At 74.8% G+C, this 19605-nt stretch carries 16 protein-coding genes; 14 read left to right on the top strand and 2 right to left on the bottom strand.

Annotation, left to right across the window (positions count from 1 at the left end; translation table 11 throughout):
* The first annotated feature begins 280 nt into the window (after window positions 1–280).
* From O7609_RS07210 to O7609_RS07175, 8 genes are all read left to right on the top strand, one after another.
* Window positions 281–1210, top strand: a complete 930-nt coding sequence (locus O7609_RS07210; protein ID WP_269734098.1) for an FAD binding domain-containing protein — start codon at window positions 281–283, stop codon at window positions 1208–1210.
* The gene (locus O7609_RS07205; protein ID WP_269743266.1) at window positions 1207–2547 is read left to right on the top strand and encodes a (2Fe-2S)-binding protein; all 1341 of its coding nucleotides are present in this window, start codon (window positions 1207–1209) and stop codon (window positions 2545–2547) included. Before O7609_RS07210 ends, O7609_RS07205 begins: the two co-directional genes overlap by 4 nt.
* Entirely contained in the window at window positions 2544–4865 is a 2322-nt protein-coding gene (locus tag O7609_RS07200; RefSeq protein WP_443072078.1) for a xanthine dehydrogenase family protein molybdopterin-binding subunit, read from the top strand. Before O7609_RS07205 ends, O7609_RS07200 begins: the two co-directional genes overlap by 4 nt.
* 49 nt (window positions 4866–4914) lie before the next feature.
* Entirely contained in the window at window positions 4915–5115 is a 201-nt protein-coding gene (locus O7609_RS07195) for a ribbon-helix-helix protein, CopG family (protein ID WP_443072077.1), read from the top strand.
* On the top strand, window positions 5112–5492 hold the full coding sequence (locus tag O7609_RS07190; protein WP_269743265.1) for a type II toxin-antitoxin system death-on-curing family toxin: 381 nt from the start codon (window positions 5112–5114) through the stop codon (window positions 5490–5492). Before O7609_RS07195 ends, O7609_RS07190 begins: the two co-directional genes overlap by 4 nt.
* Before the next feature lie 109 nt (window positions 5493–5601).
* On the top strand, window positions 5602–7383 hold the full coding sequence (locus tag O7609_RS07185; RefSeq protein WP_269734095.1) for a DEAD/DEAH box helicase: 1782 nt from the start codon (window positions 5602–5604) through the stop codon (window positions 7381–7383).
* Between the two features lie 448 nt (window positions 7384–7831).
* On the top strand, window positions 7832–8476 hold the full coding sequence (locus tag O7609_RS07180) for an IclR family transcriptional regulator (protein WP_219091790.1): 645 nt from the start codon (window positions 7832–7834) through the stop codon (window positions 8474–8476).
* Between the two features lie 79 nt (window positions 8477–8555).
* A complete protein-coding gene (locus O7609_RS07175; protein ID WP_269737053.1) occupies window positions 8556–9350 on the top strand; it encodes a S16 family serine protease in 795 nt (264 codons plus the stop codon).
* Between the two features lie 77 nt (window positions 9351–9427).
* Here the strand turns inward: O7609_RS07175 and O7609_RS07170 are convergent, their stop codons facing one another.
* A complete protein-coding gene (locus O7609_RS07170; protein ID WP_269734094.1) occupies window positions 9428–9904 on the bottom strand; it encodes an Lrp/AsnC family transcriptional regulator in 477 nt (158 codons plus the stop codon).
* Window positions 9905–10025: 121 nt separating this feature from the next.
* Between O7609_RS07170 and hppD the strand changes: the two genes are divergently transcribed.
* The 5 genes from hppD (at window position 10026) to O7609_RS07145 (ending at window position 17203) form a co-directional block, all read left to right on the top strand.
* On the top strand, window positions 10026–11168 hold the full coding sequence (gene hppD, locus O7609_RS07165; RefSeq protein ID WP_269743264.1) for a 4-hydroxyphenylpyruvate dioxygenase: 1143 nt from the start codon (window positions 10026–10028) through the stop codon (window positions 11166–11168).
* Window positions 11169–11269: 101 nt separating this feature from the next.
* Window positions 11270–12670 (top strand): FAD-binding oxidoreductase, encoded by a 1401-nt coding sequence (locus tag O7609_RS07160; RefSeq protein ID WP_269743263.1) that lies wholly within the window; start codon window positions 11270–11272, stop codon window positions 12668–12670.
* A 145-nt stretch (window positions 12671–12815) separates the two neighbouring features.
* A complete protein-coding gene (locus tag O7609_RS07155) occupies window positions 12816–13727 on the top strand; it encodes a universal stress protein (RefSeq protein ID WP_269734091.1) in 912 nt (303 codons plus the stop codon).
* Window positions 13714–16461: an HAD-IC family P-type ATPase gene (locus O7609_RS07150; protein ID WP_269743262.1), complete on the top strand. Its 2748-nt coding sequence runs from the start codon at window positions 13714–13716 to the stop codon at window positions 16459–16461. Before O7609_RS07155 ends, O7609_RS07150 begins: the two co-directional genes overlap by 14 nt.
* A gap of 91 nt (window positions 16462–16552) precedes the next feature.
* On the top strand, window positions 16553–17203 hold the full coding sequence (locus O7609_RS07145; protein WP_269734089.1) for a universal stress protein: 651 nt from the start codon (window positions 16553–16555) through the stop codon (window positions 17201–17203).
* 104 nt (window positions 17204–17307) lie between these two features.
* Here O7609_RS07145 and O7609_RS07140 read toward each other — a convergent pair whose 3' ends face one another.
* Entirely contained in the window at window positions 17308–17748 is a 441-nt protein-coding gene (locus O7609_RS07140) for an SsgA family sporulation/cell division regulator (protein ID WP_269743261.1), read from the bottom strand.
* Between the two features lie 217 nt (window positions 17749–17965).
* Between O7609_RS07140 and O7609_RS07135 the strand changes: the two genes are divergently transcribed.
* On the top strand, window positions 17966–19561 hold the full coding sequence (locus tag O7609_RS07135; RefSeq protein WP_269743260.1) for an RDD family protein: 1596 nt from the start codon (window positions 17966–17968) through the stop codon (window positions 19559–19561).
* Window positions 19562–19605: the final 44 nt, after the last annotated feature.

Raw genomic sequence — 19605 nt, 5'->3', positions numbered from 1 at the left:
CGACGCCGAGTCCCCGATCGTGTGAGAGGGACCCGATGCCGTACGGCACGGCCCCCACGCCCTGCGAGCGTGAGGGCTATGCCGTACGTCTGCGTTGAAGGAACGATTCGTCAGCCCGCCCGCCGCTCTCCGGCCCCGCCCCGGCCGTCTTCGCCGGACGAGCCGTCCCGGCGGGTGCCCGCCCTGCTGTGGCGTCAATACATGTGCCAGAGTTGCCACGCCCGCCCCGTGAGCACGTACGGTACGGCTGGGCATCCGGGAGACCGGGGAAGGGGCTGGGTTGAGCACGCACGCACCGCATGCGCCACATGATCCAGGGGTGACGCGGCCCGTCACCCTGCCGTCCACCCTCGACGAGGCCGTGGCGGCCCTGACCGCCATGCCCGCCGCCGTGCCCGTCGCCGGCGGCACCGACCTCATGGCGGACGTCAACGCCGGGCGGCTGCGTCCCGCCGCCCTCGTGGGCCTGGGCCGGATCAGCGAGATCCGCAGCTGGGAGTACCAGGACGGCAACGGGCTCCTCGGCGCCGCCCTCACCCACGCCCGCATGGGCCGCCCCGACTTCGCCGCCCTCTTCCCCGCCCTGGCCGCCGCCGCCCGCGCGGCCGGCCCGCCGCAGATCCGCAACGCCGGGACGCTCGGCGGCAACATCGTCAGCGCCGCCCCCACCGGGGACACGCTCCCCGTGCTGGCCGCGCTGGAGGCCACCCTCGTCGTCGCGTGCCCCGGCGGGGCCCGCCGGGAGATGCCGGTCAGCAACCTGCTGAGCGGACGGGAGCTGCTGAACCCCGGCGAAGTCGTGGGCTTCGTCCGGGTGCCGCTCCTGCACGCGCCGCAGACGTTCCTGAAGGCCACCGGGCGCACCGGGCCGGGCCGCGCCATCGCCTCGGCCGCCGTCGTCCTCGACCCGGCCCGGCAGGGTCTGCGCTGCGCGATCGGCGCCGTCGCCCCCATGCCGCTGCGTCCGCTGGAGGCCGAGCAGTGGGCGGCCTCGCTCATCGACTGGTCCCAGGTGCGGGTGCCCGGCGGTACCGCGCTGGCCTCCGAGGCGCTGTCCGCCTTCGGTGACTACGTCGCCATGGCCTGCATCCCCGACCCGCCGCCCGACCCGGAGACGGGAGAAGCACCGGCCCTGCCGCCGGCCGTGGCCCAGCTGCGGCGTACCGTGTCGGCACTGGCCCGCCGAGCCCTCGGGAGGGCGCTCGCATGAGCAACGACCCGCACCCCGCGTCGTCCGCGCCGCCGCAGGGCGGCTGGGGCGGCGAGTACGACGGTGACGCGACCGCGTTCATCCAGCTTCCGCCGCAGGTCGCCGAGGGCGGCCACGAGGATCCGGCCTTCGCGGGGCAGAGCCCGCTGGCCGCGCCCGGCACCGGCCAGGGCTGGGAGCCGCCGGTCATCCCGCCGCCCACGCCCGCGGCCACCATGGACCCGGCGGACACCGGAACCTGGACGATGCCGTTCGCCGCGGCCCCCGCGTCCGCCGACGCCGCGGGCCAGGTCCCGCACACCGCCGCCCACCAGGACCACGCGTACGGCCCGGAGTTCGGGCAGCCCCCGGCGGACACGCCCGGCCGCTCCGCCGCGGCGGTCCTCGGGCAGGGCGCGGCCGCGGCCCTCGCGGGCTCTCACGAGGGCCGGCTGCACGCCGACGCGGGCGCCGCCGGGCAGGGCGCGCCGGAGGCGCATCCGCACGGGCCGGATCCGGGCCCCTCCGGCCCGCAGAGCCCGGGCCATCCGCCCGCCGCGCCCTTCGTCCCGGCCCCCGCGCCGGCCCCGGACGCCCAGCCCCAGCACGCCCCGGCCGCGGTCCAGGAGCCCCCGAGCCCGCACCAGGCGGGCCCGGAGCCGGGCGCCCAGAGCCCGGGTGTCCAGGAACCGGCCGGCCTTGTCCCCGAGGACGCCCCGGGGCCCGGGGCCCCTGCCGAGCCCCCGGCCCAGCCCGAGCCCCCGGCCGAGGCTGCGGACGAGCACCCCCTGACCTCGTACACCCTGCGCGTCAACGACAGCGAGCGGCACGTCGGTGACGTGTGGATCGGCGAGTCGCTGCTGCACGTCCTGCGCGAGCGGCTCGGGCTGGCAGGGGCCAAGGACGGCTGCTCGCAGGGCGAGTGCGGGGCCTGCTCGGTGCTGGTGGACGGGCGGCTCGTCGCCTCCTGCCTGGTGCCCGCAGCGACCGCCGCCGGAAGCGAGATCCGCACCGTCGAGGGCCTGACCGCGGGCGGTGTCGCGTCCGACGTCCAGCGGGCCCTCGCCGCCCGCTCCAGCGGGCAGTGCGGCTTCTGCGTGCCGGGCATGGCCATGACCGCGCACGACCTCCTGGAGGGCAACCACGCCCCCACCGACCTGCAGATCCGCACCGCCCTGTGCGGCAACCTCTGCCGCTGCTCCGGCTACCGGGGCGCCATCGAGGCCATCCGTGAGGTCGCCGCGGAGCGCTCGGCCCACGCCCGTCCCGCGCAGGGCGAGGCCGGGGCCGACGCCGAGCCCGGCGCGCCCCGCATCCCGCAGCAGGCCGGGCCCAGTGACGAGGGAGACCCGCAGTGACGTCCAGCGACGCGGTGACGGCGACCCCGGCCGGGGGCACACCGCTGCCGCCGTCCCGACCGCAGACCCCACCGGAGCCGCACGGCCTCGGCGCGTCCGTGCTGCCCGCCGACGCGCTCGCCAAGGCGCAGGGCACCTTCGCCTACGCGGCCGACCTGTGGGCCGAGGGCCTGCTGTGGGCGGCCGTGCTGCGCGCCCCGCACCCGCACGCCCGCATCGTGTCCATCGACACCGGGCAGGCCGCGGCCATGCCCGGGGTGCACGCCGTCATCACCCACGCCGACATCCCGGGCGACGCCAACCACGGGCGCGGCGTCGCCGACCGCCCGGCCCTCGCCCGCGACCTGGTCCGGCACCACGGTGAGGCCGTCGCCGCCGTCGCGGCCGACCACCCCGACACCGCGCGCCTCGCCGTCGCGGCCATCGCCGTCGAGTACGAGGTCCTGGAACCCGTCACCGATCCGGAGAAGGCCTTCGAGGCGGAGCCCCTGCACCCCGACGGCAACGTCGTGCGCCACCTGCCGCTGCGCTTCGGCGACCCCGAGGCCACCGGCGACGTCGTCGTGGAGGGCCTCTACCGCGTCGGCCGCCAGGACCCGGCCCCCATCGGGGCCGAGGCCGGGCTCGCCGTGCCGCGGGCGGACGGCGGCGTCGAGCTGTACACGGCCTCCACCGACCCGCACACCGACCGAGACCGCGCCGCCGCCTGCTTCGGGCTGCCCGCCGAGCAGGTCAAGGTCGTCGTCACCGGGGTCCCCGGCGCCATGGCCGACCGCGAGGACCTGAGCATCCAGATCCCGCTCGGCCTGCTGGCCATCCGCACCGGCTGCCCCGTCAAGCTCGCCGTCGGCCGCGAGGACTCCTTCCTCGGCCACGCCCACCGGCACCCCACACTGCTGCGCTACCGGCACCACGCGGACGCCGAGGGCAAGCTCGTCAAGGTCGAGGCGCAGATCCTCATGGACGCCGGCGCCTACGCGGACGGCTCCCACGAGGCCCTGGCCGCGGCGGTGTCGTTCGCTGCCGGCCCCTACGTCGTCCCGCACGCGACGATCGACGGCTGGGCCGTGCGGACCAACAACCCGCCCTCCGGCCACCTCCGCGGCGAGGGCGCCCTCCAGGTGTGCGCGGCCTACGAGGGCCAGATGGACAAGCTCGCCGGCGCCCTCGGCATCGACCCGGCCGAACTGCGCGCCCGCAACGTCATGGCCACCGGGGACCTGCTGCCCACCGGGCAGACCGTCACCTGCCCGGCGCCCGTCGCCGAACTGCTGCGCTCCGTGCGGGAGGCGCCGCTGCCCGCCCTGCCGAAGGACTGCCCGCAGGAGGAGTGGCTCCTGCCCGGCGGCCCGGAGGGCGCGGGGGAGCCCGGCGCCGTCCGGCGCGGGGTCGGCCATGCCGTCGGCATGGTCCACCTGCTCGGCGCGGAGGGCGCCGACGAGGTGTCCACCGCCACGGTGAAGGTCAACGGCCCGGTCGCGACGGTGCTGTGCGCCGCCGTCGAGACCGGTCAGGGCTTCGCGACGCTCGCCCGGCAGATCGTGCAGGAGATCCTCGGCGTCGACGAGGTGCGGGTCGCCCCCGTGGACACCGACCAGCCCCCCGCCGGTCCCGGCGCCCGCGGCCGCCACACCTGGGTGTCGGCGGGTGCGGTCGAGCGCGCGGCCAAGATGGTCCGCACCCAGCTCCTCCAGCCGCTCGCCGCGAAGTTCGGCATGTCGACCGAGCTGCTGTCCATCGCCGACGGCAAGATCACCTCCTACGACGGCGTGCTGTCCACGACGGTCGCCGAGACGCTGGAGGGCAAGGAGCTGTGGGCGACGGCGCAGTGCCGCCCCCACCCCACCGAACCGCTGGACGACAGCGGCCAAGGCGACGCCTTCGTGGGCCTCGCCTTCGCCGCGGTCCGGGCCGTCGTCGACGTCGACGTCGAGCTGGGCTCCGTCCGTGTGGTGGAACTGGCCGTCGCGCAGGACGTGGGCCGCGTGCTCAACCCGGCCCAGTGCCGGGCCCGCATCGAGGCGGGCCTCGCCCAGGGCGTCGGCGCGGCCCTCACCGAGCACCTGCGGGTCTCCCGCGGCCTCGTCCGGCACCCCGACTTCACGGGCTACCCGCTGCCGACGGCCCTCGACGTGCCCGACCTGCGCATCGTCGACCTCGTCGAGGAGCGCGACGTCGTCGCCCCCTTCGGCGCCAAGTCCGTCAGCGCGGTGCCGCTCGTCGTGGCCCCGGCCGCGATCGCCTCCGCCGTCCGCGCCGCCACCGGCCGCCCCGTCAACCGCCTCCCCATCCGCCCCTCCGCCGTCGTCACGGGGTGACGGCAGGTAAATGGTACCGCCACGGTACCGTTCGCGGTACCGTGGCGGTATGGCTATGAACCTGCGACTGGACGACGAGCGTGCCGAGGCCCTGAAGCAGCAGGCGGAGCGCGAGGGACGCAGCATGCACGCGATAGTGCTTCGGGCGATTGACGACTACCTGGCCAGCAACGCTCGACAAGCGATGATCCGCGAGATGGCACAGGGCGAGGCCGCCAAGTGGCGTGAGGTGCTGGAGCGGCTCAAGTGACGCTCTACCTCACCGCTGAGGAGGTTCTGACGATCGCCGACTTCGCGTGCGACGACATGCAGGTGGTCGTCCGGGAGGCCAGCCTCCTGGAGTCGGCTGTGTACAGGCCGTCGGCTTCGATGTTCGGTCAGGAGGTGTACCCGGACCTCTTTGACAAGGCGGCTTGCCTGCTGCAGTCGCTGGCCATCAACCATCCCCTCATCGACGGCAACAAGCGCACGGCGTGGCTGTCATGCACGATGTTTCTGAGGATGAACGGGCAAGATCTGCGACCGGACCAGGACGCGGCGTACGAGCTCGTCATCGCGGTCGCGAGCGGTGAGCTGGACGACGTCAAGGTGATCGCCGACCGGCTGCGTGTGCTGAGCCCGGGCTGAGCGCACGGGTCCGGGGCCCGGAGGCGGGGTTGGCCGGATGGGGGCGTTGGGGGTGGGGCGGCCCGGGTAGGCTGGCGCGGTCCTGGCGTCGACCCACCGCACGGAGACCGTGTCTACCACCTCACACCACCTGTCACCGGCCTTCCCCGGTCGCGCTCCCTGGGGCACGGCCGGCAAGCTACGCGCCTGGCAGCAGGCCGCGATGGACCGCTACATCACCGCGCAGCCTCGTGACTTCCTGGCCGTGGCCACCCCGGGCGCGGGCAAGACGACGTTCGCGCTGACGCTGGCGTCGTGGCTGCTGCACCACCACGTCGTGCAGCAGGTGACCGTGGTCGCGCCGACGGAGCACCTGAAGAAGCAGTGGGCGGAGGCCGCCGCGCGGATAGGCATCAAGCTGGACCCGGAGTACAGCGCGGGCCCTCTCGGCCGGGAGTACCACGGCGTCGCGGTGACGTACGCGGGCGTCGGCGTGCGGCCCATGCTGCACCGCAACCGCTGCGAGCAGCGCAAGACGCTGGTGATCCTGGACGAGATCCACCACGCCGGCGACTCCAAGTCCTGGGGTGAGGCCTGCTTCGAGGCGTTCGAGCCCGCGACCAAGCGGCTGGCGCTGACGGGTACGCCCTTCCGCTCCGACACCAACCCGATCCCCTTCGTGGAGTACGCGGAGGACAACGCGGGGGTGCGCCGGTCCGTCGCCGACTACACCTACGGCTATGGGAACGCCCTCGCGGACGGCGTCGTGCGTCCGGTCATCTTCCTCTCCTACAGCGGCAACATGCGCTGGCGGACGAAGGCCGGCGACGAGGTCGCGGCCCGGCTGGGCGAGCCGATGACGAAGGACGCCGTGTCCCAGGCCTGGCGTACCGCGCTGGACGCGCGGGGCGAGTGGATGCCGAGCGTGCTGAGTGCGGCCGACCGTCGGCTCACCGAGGTCCGCAAGGGCATCCCGGACGCGGGCGGGCTGGTGATCGCCACCGACCAGGACTCCGCGCGGGCCTACGCCAAGCTCATCCGGGAGATCACCGGCACCTCCGCGACGCTCGTGCTCTCGGACGACTCCGGTGCCTCGCAGCGCATCGAGGACTTCAGCGGCTCGGACGACCGCTGGATGGTCGCCGTCCGCATGGTCTCCGAGGGCGTGGACGTGCCGCGGCTGGCGGTCGGCGTCTACGCGACGACGATCTCCACCCCGCTCTTCTTCGCGCAGGCCGTCGGCCGGTTCGTCCGTTCCCGGCGCCGTGGCGAGACGGCCTCGGTCTTCCTGCCGACCATCCCGATGCTGCTGGGCTTCGCGCACGAGATGGAGGTGGAGCGGGACCACGTCCTGGACAAGCCGAAGAAGGGCGGGGACGAGGACCCGTACGCGGAGGAGGCCGACCTGCTGAAGGAGGCCGAGCGGGAGCAGGACGAGGACACCGGCGAGCAGGACATGCTGCCGTTCGAGGCGCTGGAGTCGGACGCCGTCTTCGACCGGGTCATGTACGAGGGCGCCGAGTTCGGCATGCAGGCCCACCCGGGCAGCGAGGAGGAGCAGGACTACCTGGGCATTCCCGGGCTGCTGGAGCCCGACCAGGTGCAGTTGCTGCTCCAGAAGCGGCAGGCGCGGCAGATCGCGCACAGCCGCAAGCGCCCGGACGAGGAGGCCGACCTGATGGAGGTGCCGGCGGAGCGGCGGCCCGTCGTCACCCACAAGGAGCTTCTGGAGCTGCGCAAGCAGCTCAACTCGCTGGTGGGCGCCTACGCGCACCAGAGCGGCAAGCCCCACGGCGTGATCCACACGGAGCTGCGCCGCCTGTGCGGTGGGCCGCCGACGGCCGAGGCGACGGCGGGGCAGCTCACGCAGCGCATCACGAAAGTGCGCGAGTGGGCGACCCGTATGCGCTGAGGACGTCCGGCGGATCGGGCCGAACGGTGCCGGGGCCGCGTGGCCGTGCGACCGGACCCCGGTGTGCTGTGGCCGGCGCCGTGGTGGCCGGAGGCGGGCGGCGGCGACCGCGCTCAGCACACGGGCCCGGGCACGGGTGCGCAGGTGGTCGGAGGCGGAACCGAGCAGTGCCTCACCGAAATCTTTCGGACATGGAGCGTAAAAAGGGGGCCACTCCCTGGCCTCGCGTGCCCGGATTCTGGACGAACTCTTCCGCTCAGCGGATCGGGTCGCTAGGTTTCGGACACGCACACGCCCCGTGGCAGCGCCGCCTCGGAGCGCAGCCGGTGCGGCCCTTGCCAGCGCGACCGGTGGCCTCCCCCCATGCTGCCCACGGGACCTGGGCAGCGACGCACGACGACCGTGTGGAGGGGGCGGGTGCCGCCGGCACTGACCCGAAAGGGGCGTCGTGACCGCGGAGACCTCTCAGACGCTCGACCGGGGACTCAGAGTCCTGAAACTCCTCGCCGATACCGACCACGGGCTGACCGTGACCGAGCTGTCCAGCAAGCTCGGGGTCAACCGGACGGTCATCTACCGGCTGCTCGCCACCCTGGAGCAGCACTCACTGATACGCCGGGACCTCGGTGGCCGGGCCCGGGTCGGGCTCGGCGTCCTGGGTCTCGGCCGTCAGGTACACCCCCTCGTGCGCGAGGCGGCGCTGCCCGCCCTGCGCTCGCTCGCCGAGGAGGTCGGGGCGACCGCCCACCTCACCCTGGTGGACGGGGTGGACGCCCTCGCCGTGGCCGTCGTCGAGCCGAGCTGGACGGACTACCACGTGGCCTACCGGCCCGGCTTCCGGCATCCCCTGGACCGCGGTGCCGCGGGCCGCGCGATCCTGGCGGGCCGCGGTCCCGGCTACGAGCAGCCGGGGGGATACGTGCTGACGCACGGCGAGTTGGAGGCCGGTGCGAGCGGTGCCGCCGCGCCCCTGCTCGGCGTGGCGGGGATCGAGGGCAGCGTGGGCGTGGTGATGCTCGCCGACTCGGTGCCGGAGAAGGTCGGGGACCGTGTGGTGGCCGCGGCCCAGGAGGTCGCGGACGCGCTGCGCTGACGCCGTGGGCGGCGCTGACGCCCTCGGCCGTGGGTGGCCGCGCGGGCCGATGTCACCCGTGCTCTAGATTGCACGGGTGATGTCTGCTCTCGCCGCCCGCCGCCGTCCGGTGCTGGCCGTCTGCGGCCTGCTGCTCGCAGGCCTGCTCGCCGCCGCCGCGTTCGCCCCGCTGCCGTACTCCGTGGCCCAGCCCGGCGTCACCGCCGACGTCCTGGGCGAGTACCGGGGAGAGCCGGTGATCTCGGTCAGCGGCGAGGCCGTGCCGGAGGAGCCGGGTGAGCGGGACGGCGCCCTGCTGATGACCACGATCGCGGCCACCGGCCCCGACACCCCGGTCCGCCTCGGAGAACTTCTCTCGGGCTGGTTCGGGGAGGACCGGGCGGTGTTGCCGAAGGACGTCGTGTACCCGGAGGGCGACTCGCCGGAGGAGATCCGCGAGCACAACGAGGACACGATGCTCAGGTCGCAGGACGCCGCGGTGGACGCGGCGCTGGACGAACTCGGCATCGCCGAGGACGACGTCGTGGTCACCCTGAGCCTGGAGGACATCGGCGGGCCCAGTGCGGGTCTGCTCTTCGCGCTCGGCATCGTGGACACGCTCGACGGCGAGGAGAGCCTCACCGGCGGAGCGACCGTCGCCGGCACGGGCACCATCGACGGGGACGGCACGGTGGGTCCGGTGGGCGGGGTGCCGCTCAAGACGCAGGCCGCGCGGCGGGACGGCGCCACCGCCTTCCTCGTCCCCCTGGCGGAGTGCGCCGACGCCGCGGCCGAGGTGCCGGAGGGGCTGCGGCTGATTCCGGTGCGCACGCTGGACGACGCGCTCGCCGCGCTCGCCGCCCTGCGCTCCGGGGAGCCGACACCGGCCTGCTGAGCGCCGGCCGGCGCGTGCGCCCCCGGCTGCTGCGGTGTCGTCCGCCGACGACGCGGACCGCTCACGACACGGGCCGCTCACGGCGCCGGCGGGCGGGAGACCTGGCGCACGAGCGGCACGATCCGCAGCGGCACGGGGTTCTCCATGACGATCGCCGTCGAGGCGCGGACGATGCCCGCGAAGCCCACCACCCGGTCGATGACGCGCTGGAGGTCGGCGTTGGAGCGGGCCACCAGCCGGCAGAGCATGTCGCCGTGCCCGGTGATGGTGTGCAGTTCCAGCACCTCGGGCACGCTCGCCAGGTGGGCTCGGACGTCGGCGCCCTGCCCCTGGGTGATCTCCAGCGTGGCGAAGGCCGTCACCGGGTAGCCGAGCGCGGCGGGGTCCACGTCGGGGCCGAAGCCGCGGATGACGCCGGAGTCCTGGAGCCGGTCCAGCCGGGCCTGCACCGTGCCCCGGGCCACGCCGAGCCGCCGTGAGGCCTCCAGGACGCCGATCCGGGGTTCCGCCGCGAGCAGTTCCAGCAGTCTGCCGTCCAGCGCGTCGACACCCATTGCCCGCCTCCCATGGTCATTGTGTACAGATCGTACGATGGTTCTGGCCTACCACTGAACAGATTGTCCAGTCACTCTGCGAACTATTGCGCACCCTGTGGAACGGAGGGACCCTGCGTCTATGACTGAGACCCTTCAGAACGCCCAGACCTCCCGGCAGGACGACCCCTTCCCGGTCAAGGGAATGGACGCGGTCGTCTTCGCCGTCGGCAACGCCAAGCAGGCGGCGCACTACTACTCCACCGCCTTCGGCATGCGCCTGGTGGCCTACTCCGGGCCGGAGAACGGCAACCGGGAGACGGCCAGCTACGTCCTGGAGTCCGGCTCCGCGCGGTTCGTGCTGACCTCGGTCATCAAGGAGTTCACCGAGCACGGCCGGTTCCTGGCCGAGCACGTCGCCCGCCACGGTGACGGCGTGGTGGACCTGGCCATCGAGGTGCCGGACGCCCGCGCCGCCTACGCCTACGCCGTCGAGCACGGCGCCACCGGCCTCACCGAGCCCTACGAGCAGAAGGACGAGAACGGCACCGTCGTCCTGGCCGCCATCGCCACCTACGGCCACACCCGCCACACGCTGGTGGAACGTTCCGGCTACGACGGCCCCTACCTGCCCGGCTACGTCGCCGCCGAGCCGATCGTGGCGCCCGCCGAGAAGCGCACCTTCCAGGCCATCGACCACTGCGTCGGCAACGTCGAACTCGGCAAGATGAACGAGTGGGTGACCTTCTACAACAAGGTCATGGGCTTCACCAACATGAAGGAGTTCGTCGGCGACGACATCGCCACCGAGTACTCGGCGCTGATGTCCAAGGTCGTCGCGGACGGCACCAAGAAGGTGAAGTTCCCGATCAACGAGCCCGCGATCGCGAAGAAGAAGTCGCAGATCGACGAGTACCTGGAGTTCTACGGCGGCCCGGGCGTCCAGCACATCGCCCTCGCCACGAACGACATCGTCTCCACCGTCCGCGCGATGCGGGCCGCCGGCGTGCGCTTCCTGGACGTGCCGGACACCTACTACGACACCCTCGGCGAGTGGGTCGGCGACACCCGCGTCCCGATCGACGAGCTGCGCGAGCTGAAGATCCTCGCCGACCGCGACGAGGACGGCTACCTGCTCCAGATCTTCACCAAGCCCGTGCAGGACCGGCCGACCGTGTTCTTCGAGATGATCGAGCGTCACGGCTCGATGGGCTTCGGCAAGGGCAACTTCAAGGCCCTGTTCGAGGCGATCGAGCGCGAGCAGGAGCGCCGCGGCAACCTCTGAGCCGCCACCGCCCAGCGCGAGCGGCCTTGCACCGGACGGCCGTACAGCCGTCCGGTGCAAGGCCGTTGCCGCCGCCCCGCCCGCCTGGCACGCTGAACCGTATGGCTGACAGCGCGGGCGGTGCGGGCACGGTGACCGAGCGGCTCCTGGACGGCCTGCCCGCCGAGGCCGTCCTCACCGACCCCGACGTCCTGGCCGCCTACGCGCGCGACCACGCGGGCTTCTGCCCCGCCGGCGCCCCCGCCGTCGTCGTCCTGCCCCGCACGGTGGAGCAGGTGCAGCACGTGCTCCGGACGGCGACGGCGACCCGCACCCCCGTCGTCCCCCAGGGCGCCCGCACCGGTCTGTCCGGCGCCGCCAACGCCACGGACGGCTGCATCGTGCTGTCGCTGGTCAGGATGGACCGCATCCTGGAGATCAGCCCCGTCGACCGGATCGCCGTCGTCGAGCCGGGCGTCGTCAACGCCACCCTCTCGCGGGCCGTCGCCGAGCACGGCCTCTTCTACCCGCCGGACCCCTCCAGCTGGGAGGAGTGCACGATCGGCGGCAACATCGGCACCGCCTCCGGCGGGCTGTGCTGCGTCAAGTACGGCGTCACCGCCGAGTACGTGCTCGGCCTCGACGTCGTCCTCGCCGACGGGAGGCTGGTGTCCACCGGACGCCGCACCGCCAAGGGCGTCGCCGGGTACGACCTCACCCGGCTGTTCGTCGGCTCCGAGGGCAGCCTCGGCGTCGTCGTCAAGGCGGTGCTCGCGCTGCGTCCCGAGCCGCCGCGCTCCCTCGCCCTGGCCGCCGAGTTCCCCACACCCGAGGCCGCCTGCGACGCGGTGTGCCGGATCATGGCGGGCGACGGCGGCCCCGGGCACACGCCCGCCCTGCTGGAGCTCATGGACCGCACCACCCTGCGCGCCGTCAACGAGCTCACCCGGATGGGCCTGCCGGAGACCACCGAGGCCCTCCTCCTCGCGGCCTTCGACACCCCCGACGCCGCCGCGGACCTCGCGGCCGTCGCCGCGCTGTGCGAGGCCGCCGGGGCCACCGAGGTCGTCCCGGCGGAGGACACCGCCGAGTCCGAACTGCTGCTCGCCGCCCGGCGCTCCGCCCTGGTGGCGCTGGAGCGGCTCGGCGGCGCGACCCTCATCGACGACGTCTGCGTTCCCCGCAGCCGTCTCGCCGACCTGCTGAAGGGCGTCACCGCCGTCGCCGACCGCACCGGGCTCACCATCGGCGTCTGCGCCCACGCCGGTGACGGCAACTCCCATCCCGTCGTCTGCTTCGACGCCGCCGACCCCGGGGAGGCCGCCCGGGCGCACGCCGCGTTCGACGAGATCATGGCGCTCGGGCTGGAGCTGGAGGGCACGATCACCGGCGAGCACGGCGTCGGGCTGCTGAAGAAGGAGTGGCTGGCCCGGGAGCTCGGCCCCGTCGGCCTGGAACTGCACCGCGGCGTCAAGCGGGTCTTCGACCCCCTGGGGCTGCTCAACCCCGGCAAGCTCTTCTGACCTCCCCGCCCCCCTCGCGGGCCCCGTTCGCCGCACGCGGCCGGTCGGCCCGTTGGCGGAACCCGTGCCCGCGGGCGAACGTGGGATGAGGAGGCCGAGAGATGACCAACACGCCAGCAACGCGTCACCGCCGCAGGGCCGCGCCGTGAACCGGCCGGTCGTCGTGGGCGTCGACGGTTCCCCGTCGAGCCTGGAAGCCGTCGCCGTGGCGGCCCGCGAGGCGCGGCTGCGCCGCTGCCCACTGGAGGTCGTGCACGCGTTCGTCTGGCTGGCCCTGCGCGTGCCGCCCCGCCCCCCGGCGCTGGGCCCGGCCGAGGACGAGCTGCTCGGTCCCGTCGAGGGCGGGCTGCGGGACCAGGCCGAGCGCGCGGTGGCCCTCGCGGTGGAGCGCGCCCGCGCCGGAGAACCCGAGGTGGAGGTCACCGGCGCGGTCGTGCCGGGCGAGGCGGTGCCGGCCTTGGAGGACCGCTCGCGCGAGGCGGCGCTGCTCGTGGTGGGCAGCCGGGGCCGAGGCGGGTTCACCGGGCTGGTCCTGGGCTCCACGGCGGTGCACCTGGCCGCGCACGGCCACTGCCCGCTGCTGGTCGTGCGCGGTACCCGCGACGACGAGCGCCCCGTCCTCCTCGGCGTCGACGGTTCGCCGGCCGGCGCGGCGGCGGCCGACTTCGCCTTCGCGGAGGCCGCCCTCCGGGGCACCGGCGTCCTGGCCCTGCACGCGTGGACCCCGTGGAACGTGAAGGCACCGCGCCCGGAGGATCCGGCGGCTCCCTACGCCCTGGAACAGGGGGTACTCGCCGCCGGCGAGGAGCGGGTGCTGGCCGAGGCCCTGGCCGGACGGACGGAGCGCCACCCGGAGGTCCCGGTCGAGCACGAGGTCGTGCGCGGCGGGACGCGTGAGGCGCTGATCGACAGGAGCGAGCGGGCCGGGCTCGTGGTCGTCGGGGCCCGGGGGCGCGGCGGGTTCACCGGGCTGCTGCTCGGCTCGGTCAGCCAAGCCGTCCTCCACCACGCCCACTGCCCGGTCGCCGTCGTCCGAGGGCACGATGCCCGGCACTGAGGCCACCGGGACCCCCCGCCCGCCCGGCGGCCGGCACCCGGCCGAGGCGCACCACGCGCTGGTGGCGCACGAGGTCGTGCTGCTGCTGGAGACGGACGCCGAGCGCGGCCTGAGCGGGCCGGAGGCCGCGCGGCGGCTGGAACGGTTCGGCCCCAACCTGCTCCCTCCGGCCACCGGAGGGAGCCTGCTGCGGCGGATTCTGGGCCAGTTCCACCACCCGCTGATCTACGTCCTCCTCGTCGCGGGCGCCGTCACCGCCGCGCTCGGGGAGTACGTCGACTCGACGGTGATCCTCGCCGTCGTCCTCGTCAACGCGCTCATCGGGTTCGTGCAGGAGTCGAAGGCCGAGGCGGCCCTGGAGGGGCTGCGGGCGATGGTGCGCACCACGGCCACCGTCGTCCGCGGGGGGCGGGAGCACACCGTGCCCTCGGCGGAGCTGGTCCCCGGCGACCTCGTCGTCGTCGAGGCCGGTGACAAGGTCCCGGCCGACGTCCGGCTGGTGCAGGTGGCGGAACTGCGGGTGGACGAGTCGGCGCTCACCGGGGAGTCCGATCCGGTGACCAAGGACGAGGTGGTGCTGCACCCGGGAACCCCGGTTGCCGACCGCCGGAACATGACGCACTCGGGGACGCTGGTGACGGCCGGGCGGGGCGCGGGCGTCGTCGTGGCCACCGGGCCGGAGACGGAGCTGGGCGCCATCCACCGCCTGGTGGGCTCCGCCGAGACGCTGGCCACGCCCCTGACCGCCAAGCTCGCCGCCTTCAGCAGGATCCTGACGGTGGTGATCCTGGCGCTGGCCGCGGTGACGTTCGCGATCGGACTGGCCCGCGGCGAGGAGGCGGTGCGGATGTTCACCGCCGCCGTCGCCCTGGCGGTGGGCGCGATCCCCGAGGGGCTCCCGGCCGCCGTCACCATCACGCTCGCCATCGGGGTCGTCCGGATGGCCCGGCGCCGCGCGGTGATCCGACGGCTGCCCGCCGTCGAGACGCTGGGCGGCACCACGGTCATCTGCTCCGACAAGACCGGCACCCTGACCGAGAACCAGATGACGGTGCGGACGCTGTGGACGCCCGACGGCACCGCCTACCAGGTGACGGGGAGCGGCTACGACCCCTCCGGCACCCTGCGCGACGCCGACGGCACCGCCGTGACCGCCGACGCGAGCCACGCCCTGCGGTGGTGTCTGCTCGCGGGAGCCGCCTGCAACGACGCCGTCCTCACGCGCGCCGGAGGCCGCTGGGAACTGCGCGGCGATCCCACCGAGGGCGCGATGCTGGTCGTGGCGGGCAAGGCGGGCCTGCGAGCGGACGAGGTGGCCGAACGCCTCCCGCGGACCGACACGATCGCCTTCAGCTCGGAGCGGCGGTACATGGCCACCCTCCACGACGACGCCGCATCGGGCGCGTCCGCGGTGCTGGCCAAGGGGGCCACCGAACGCGTCGTCGGCCTGTGCGCCGGGCAGATGGCCGCCGACGGCGGCACCCGGCCGCTGGACCGTGCCGCCGTCCTGGCCGCGGCCGAACGGCTGGCGGCCGAGGGGCTCCGCGTGCTGGCGACGGCGGCGCGCCCGGCCGCCGAACCGGCCGCCTTCAGCGAGCGGGAGCTGCCGGGGACGCTCGTCCTCACCGGGCTCCAGGCCATGCTGGACCCGCCGCGCCCGGCCGCCACCGCCGCCGTCGGCGCCTGCCACGACGCGGGCATCACGGTCAAGATGATCACGGGGGACCACGCGGCCACCGCGTCCGCCGTCGCCGGGCGGATCGGTCTGCTGACCGGGCCGCGTCCGGGGGAGGGCGAGGTGCTCACGGGCACCGAGCTCGCCGCGCTGAGCGCGCGGGAGTACCCCGCGGCGGTCGACCGGGCCCGGGTCCTCGCCCGCGTCTCGCCCGAGCAGAAGCTCGGGCTCGTCCGGGCCCTGCAGGAGCGCGGCCAAGTGGTGGCCATGACGGGGGACGGCGTCAACGACGCCCCCGCCCTGCGGCAGGCCGACATCGGAGTCGCCATGGGCCGCGGGGGCACCGAGGTGGCCAAGGACGCGGCCGACATGGTGCTCACCGACGACGACTTCGCCACCATCGAGGCCGCCGTCGAGGAGGGACGCGGCGTCTTCGACAACCTCACCAAGTTCGTCGTGTGGACCCTGCCGACGAACATGGGCGAGGGCCTGGTGATCCTCGTGGCCGTGCTGCTGGGCAGCACGCTGCCGATCCTGCCCACGCAGATCCTGTGGATCAACATGACCACGGCCGTCGCGCTCGGCCTGATGCTCGCCTTCGAACCGAAGGAGCGGGGCATCATGAACCGGCCGCCCCGCGACCCCGCCCGCCCGCTGCTCACCCGGGCCCTGGTCCTGCGGGTGCTGCTGGTCTCGGCCCTGCTGATCGCCGGCTCCTGGTGGGTGTTCGGCTGGGAGCGCGACGCGGGTGCGAGCCTGGCGGAGGCGCGCACCGCCGCGGTGAACCTGTTCGTCTCCGTGGAGGTGCTGTACCTCTTCAGCTGTCGCTCGCTGACCCGTCCGGCCTGGCGGCTCGGCCTGTTCGGCAACCGGTGGGTCATCGGCGGCGTCCTCACCCAGGCGCTCGGGCAGCTCGCCCTGACCTATCTGCCGACGATGAACCACCTCTTCCACACCGCGCCCATCAGCGCGCGGACGTGGCTGCACATCCTGGGCGTCGCCCTGCTCGCCGCACTCGTCATCGCCGTCGACAAGCGGCTGCGCCCGGCACCCGGTTAGTGGGCGGCCGGCATCGCGGCGGACGACCGGTCAGGGTCCGTGACGACGCGACAAGGAGACAAAGAGACCAGGGGACAAGGAGAGGATTCCGATGGACAAGCTCGTGTTCGCCGTCATCGTGGTGGGGCTCTGGATCGCCATCGGACTCGTCACCGCGTGGTGGATGGCGCGCCGGGGCCACCGCGACCCGGGCTGGATCCTCATGGCGGCGTTCTTCGGCCCGGCGCTGGCTCTGGCCGCGAGCGAGCGCATCCAGCGGAGGCCCCGGATGCTGGCGCTCACCGAGTCCGGGAGCCCGGCACCCGACGGGGTGCGGGTGCTCGTCGGCGTGGACGGCTCCCCCGCCTCGGAGGCGGCCGTCGACCTCGCCGTCCGCCTCGTGGCCCAGGGCTCGGGGACGCTGACGGCCGCGGAGGTCCTCGACTACGACGCGGCCGAGTCCGCCGAGAAGGTGGCCGCGGCCCAGGACCGGCTCATCGCCACCGCGCGACGCGTCGGGGGCCGTGTCGCGCGGTGCGAGGTCCTGTCGGGGCCGCCCGCCCGGGCACTGGCCCGGTTCAGCCGGGAACAGGGCATCGACGTCCTCGTGATCGGCAGCCACGGCCGTGGTCTGTCCAAGAAGCTCCTGGGCGACGTCGCCCACGGGCTGCTCCACGAGTCGGCCGTCCCGGTGCTGGTGGTCAGCCGTCCCGCCGCCCGGGCGGCCAGCCCGCCGGCCGGACGCTCGGCCCCGGGCGGGTGAGCCGCCCGCCCCGTTTCGGCTTCCGCCCTCTTCGGGGGTGCGGCCCCTTCGGGCTGCGGCCTCGGCGTCCCGCCGGCCCGGGCGCCGGCCGACGGGACCGCTTCTCACACGCCCGGCTCCTCGCTGAGCAGCGCCCCCAGTTCCTCGTCCAGATCCAGTTCGGCCGACTCCTGGCCGGGCGGCACCAGCCGAAGGGTGCGCTCCACCCACGCCGCCACCGGGCCCGAGGGCGCCTGGAGCAGTGCCTCGCCCTCGGGCGAGCTGAGCGCCATGCACATCACGCTGCGCCCCGGCGTCCGCCCCGCCGGACCGGGGGAGAGCGGCCACACCCGCACGTCCCCGTGGCCGGACGGCCGGAAGACGCCCTCCATGAGGAGATCCCTGGCGAACGTCCAGTGCACGGGGTGCGCCGAGCCGATGTGGAAGGAGACGTGGACGGCGTACGGGTCGTCGGTGCGGTAGAGGAGCTTCGCCGGGACCGAGGCGCTGTGCTCCGGCGAGAGCACCAGAGTCATCTCCAGTTCTCGTTCGACGGTGATGTGCATGACGGGATGCCCTTCCTGAATGCTGGCGTGACGCGGTCTGCACCAGGTGAGAGAGCGCGGCGGCCGGATCATTACGCGACTTCGCGAAGAAATCTGCGAACGGTTCCGGCCCGGAGCGTGCGGGTCCGCCGACAGCGCGCCGAGACCCCCGCGGACTCTGGTAGATGTGGACGCTGCACACCCCAGACTTCGGCCAAGCAGATACGGGACCGGACAGATGAGCGCGCCTCCCTCGGCATCCGCCAACGGCAGCACCCCCGCAGGCTATTACCCGGATCCTTCCATCCCGGGATACATCCGCTACTGGGACGGCGTCGCGTGGGTACCGGGGACCAGCCGCCCCGAACCCCGCCCCGGCGAGCCGCTTCCCGAGCCGCCGGCCGGGGCCCGTCCGCCCGCCGTCCCGGAGCCCCGGACCGCCGCTCCGGAGCCGCAGGACGCCGCGCCCGCCGCCGCGCCGGGACGCCGGGACGCCGCGCCCGCGCCCACCGCCGAGCCCCGGGACGCCGTCCCCGCCCCCGCCGCCGAGCCGCAGGACGCCGTCCCCGCACCGCGCGACGCCGGGCCCGCAGAGGAGACCGGCCCCGTCTTCCTGGACGACCAGCCGGAACCGTCCGACGCCCGGCCGCAGACACGGCCGGTGACGCCGCGCCAGGCCCCCGCGGAACCCGCCGCGGAGCCCGCGGACCGGGCGCGCCCCGAGCCCGCGGACCGGGCACGCCCCGAGCCCGCCTCGGCCTGGCGGGCGGACGCCTCCCGGCAGTCCGGCTTCGGCACCGACGCGGACCGCCGCGTCTCCTGGGGTGCCGGAGGCGGTACGGGCGCCGCGGCTGGGGCGGGCGGTTCGCCGTCGCAGCCGAAGCCGGGAGGCACGCCCTCGGGCGGCGCCGCACCGGGCGCGCCCGGCGCGGACCCGCGTGGCGGCTGGCAGCGGCCCGCGGCCGCCGACGCCGTCGCACCGGCCGGGGCTCCGGAGTCCCGGCCCGCCCCGGCAGCCCGCAAGGACGACACCTACACCCTGCGCGCGGTCCGTCCCCGCTCCGGGGAGCCCGCCCAGGCACCGACCGTCGGCGCACCGCCGGTTCCGGCACCGGCTCCGGCGCCCGCCTCGGCTCCGGCGGTGCCCGCACCCGCGCCGCCTCCGGGGGGTCCCGTCGCCTCGGAGCCGCCGGGCGGCTGGGCGCAGCAGGTCCGCGAACTGGCCCAGCCCGCGGGCTCCGGGCCGGGGCAGGGGGCGGGGGCCGCCGCGGCGATGGGCTGGAAGCCGCCGGTCAACGACCCCTTTCTCCAGGCCGCGCAGGAACAGGCCCGGCCCGCCGGGCTCGGCCGCAGGTTCGCCGCCCGGCTCATCGACTCCGTCCTGCACCTCGCGGTGGCGGGAGCGGTCGCGGCGCCGTTCGTGCCCAAGGCGCTCGACCACTGGGAGGCCCAGGTGGACGCGGCCGAGCAGGCCGGGGTCACGCGCGAGATCTGGCTCATCGACGGGACCACGGGCGGCTATCTGGCCGTCGTGCTCGGTGCCCTCCTGGTCTTCGGGCTGCTGTACGAGGTGCTGCCGGTGGCCCGTTGGGGCCGCACGCTGGGCAAGAAGCTCTGCGGCGTGGAGGTGCTGCGGGTGGAGGAGCAGACGGCGCCGGGCTTCGGGCCCGCGGCCGTGCGCTGGCTGCTCCACAGCGTGCTGTCCGTCCTGGGCGTCGGGGTGGTCAACGTGGCCTGGTGCCTGTTCGACCGGCCGTGGCGGCAGTGCTGGCACGACAAGGCGGCCCGCACGTTCGTCGCGCGGCCCGCGCGGGGGTCCGTGCGGCTCGGCTGAACCGCCGCGTTCCCCCGGACGGACCGTGCGGGATGCGGGGCGCG

The organism is Streptomyces sp. WMMC1477, assembly GCF_027460245.1.
GTDB lineage: Bacteria > Actinomycetota > Actinomycetes > Streptomycetales > Streptomycetaceae > Streptomyces.
The sequence above is the reverse complement of the archived record's forward strand: the minus strand, read 5'-3'. Positions and strand labels throughout refer to the sequence as shown.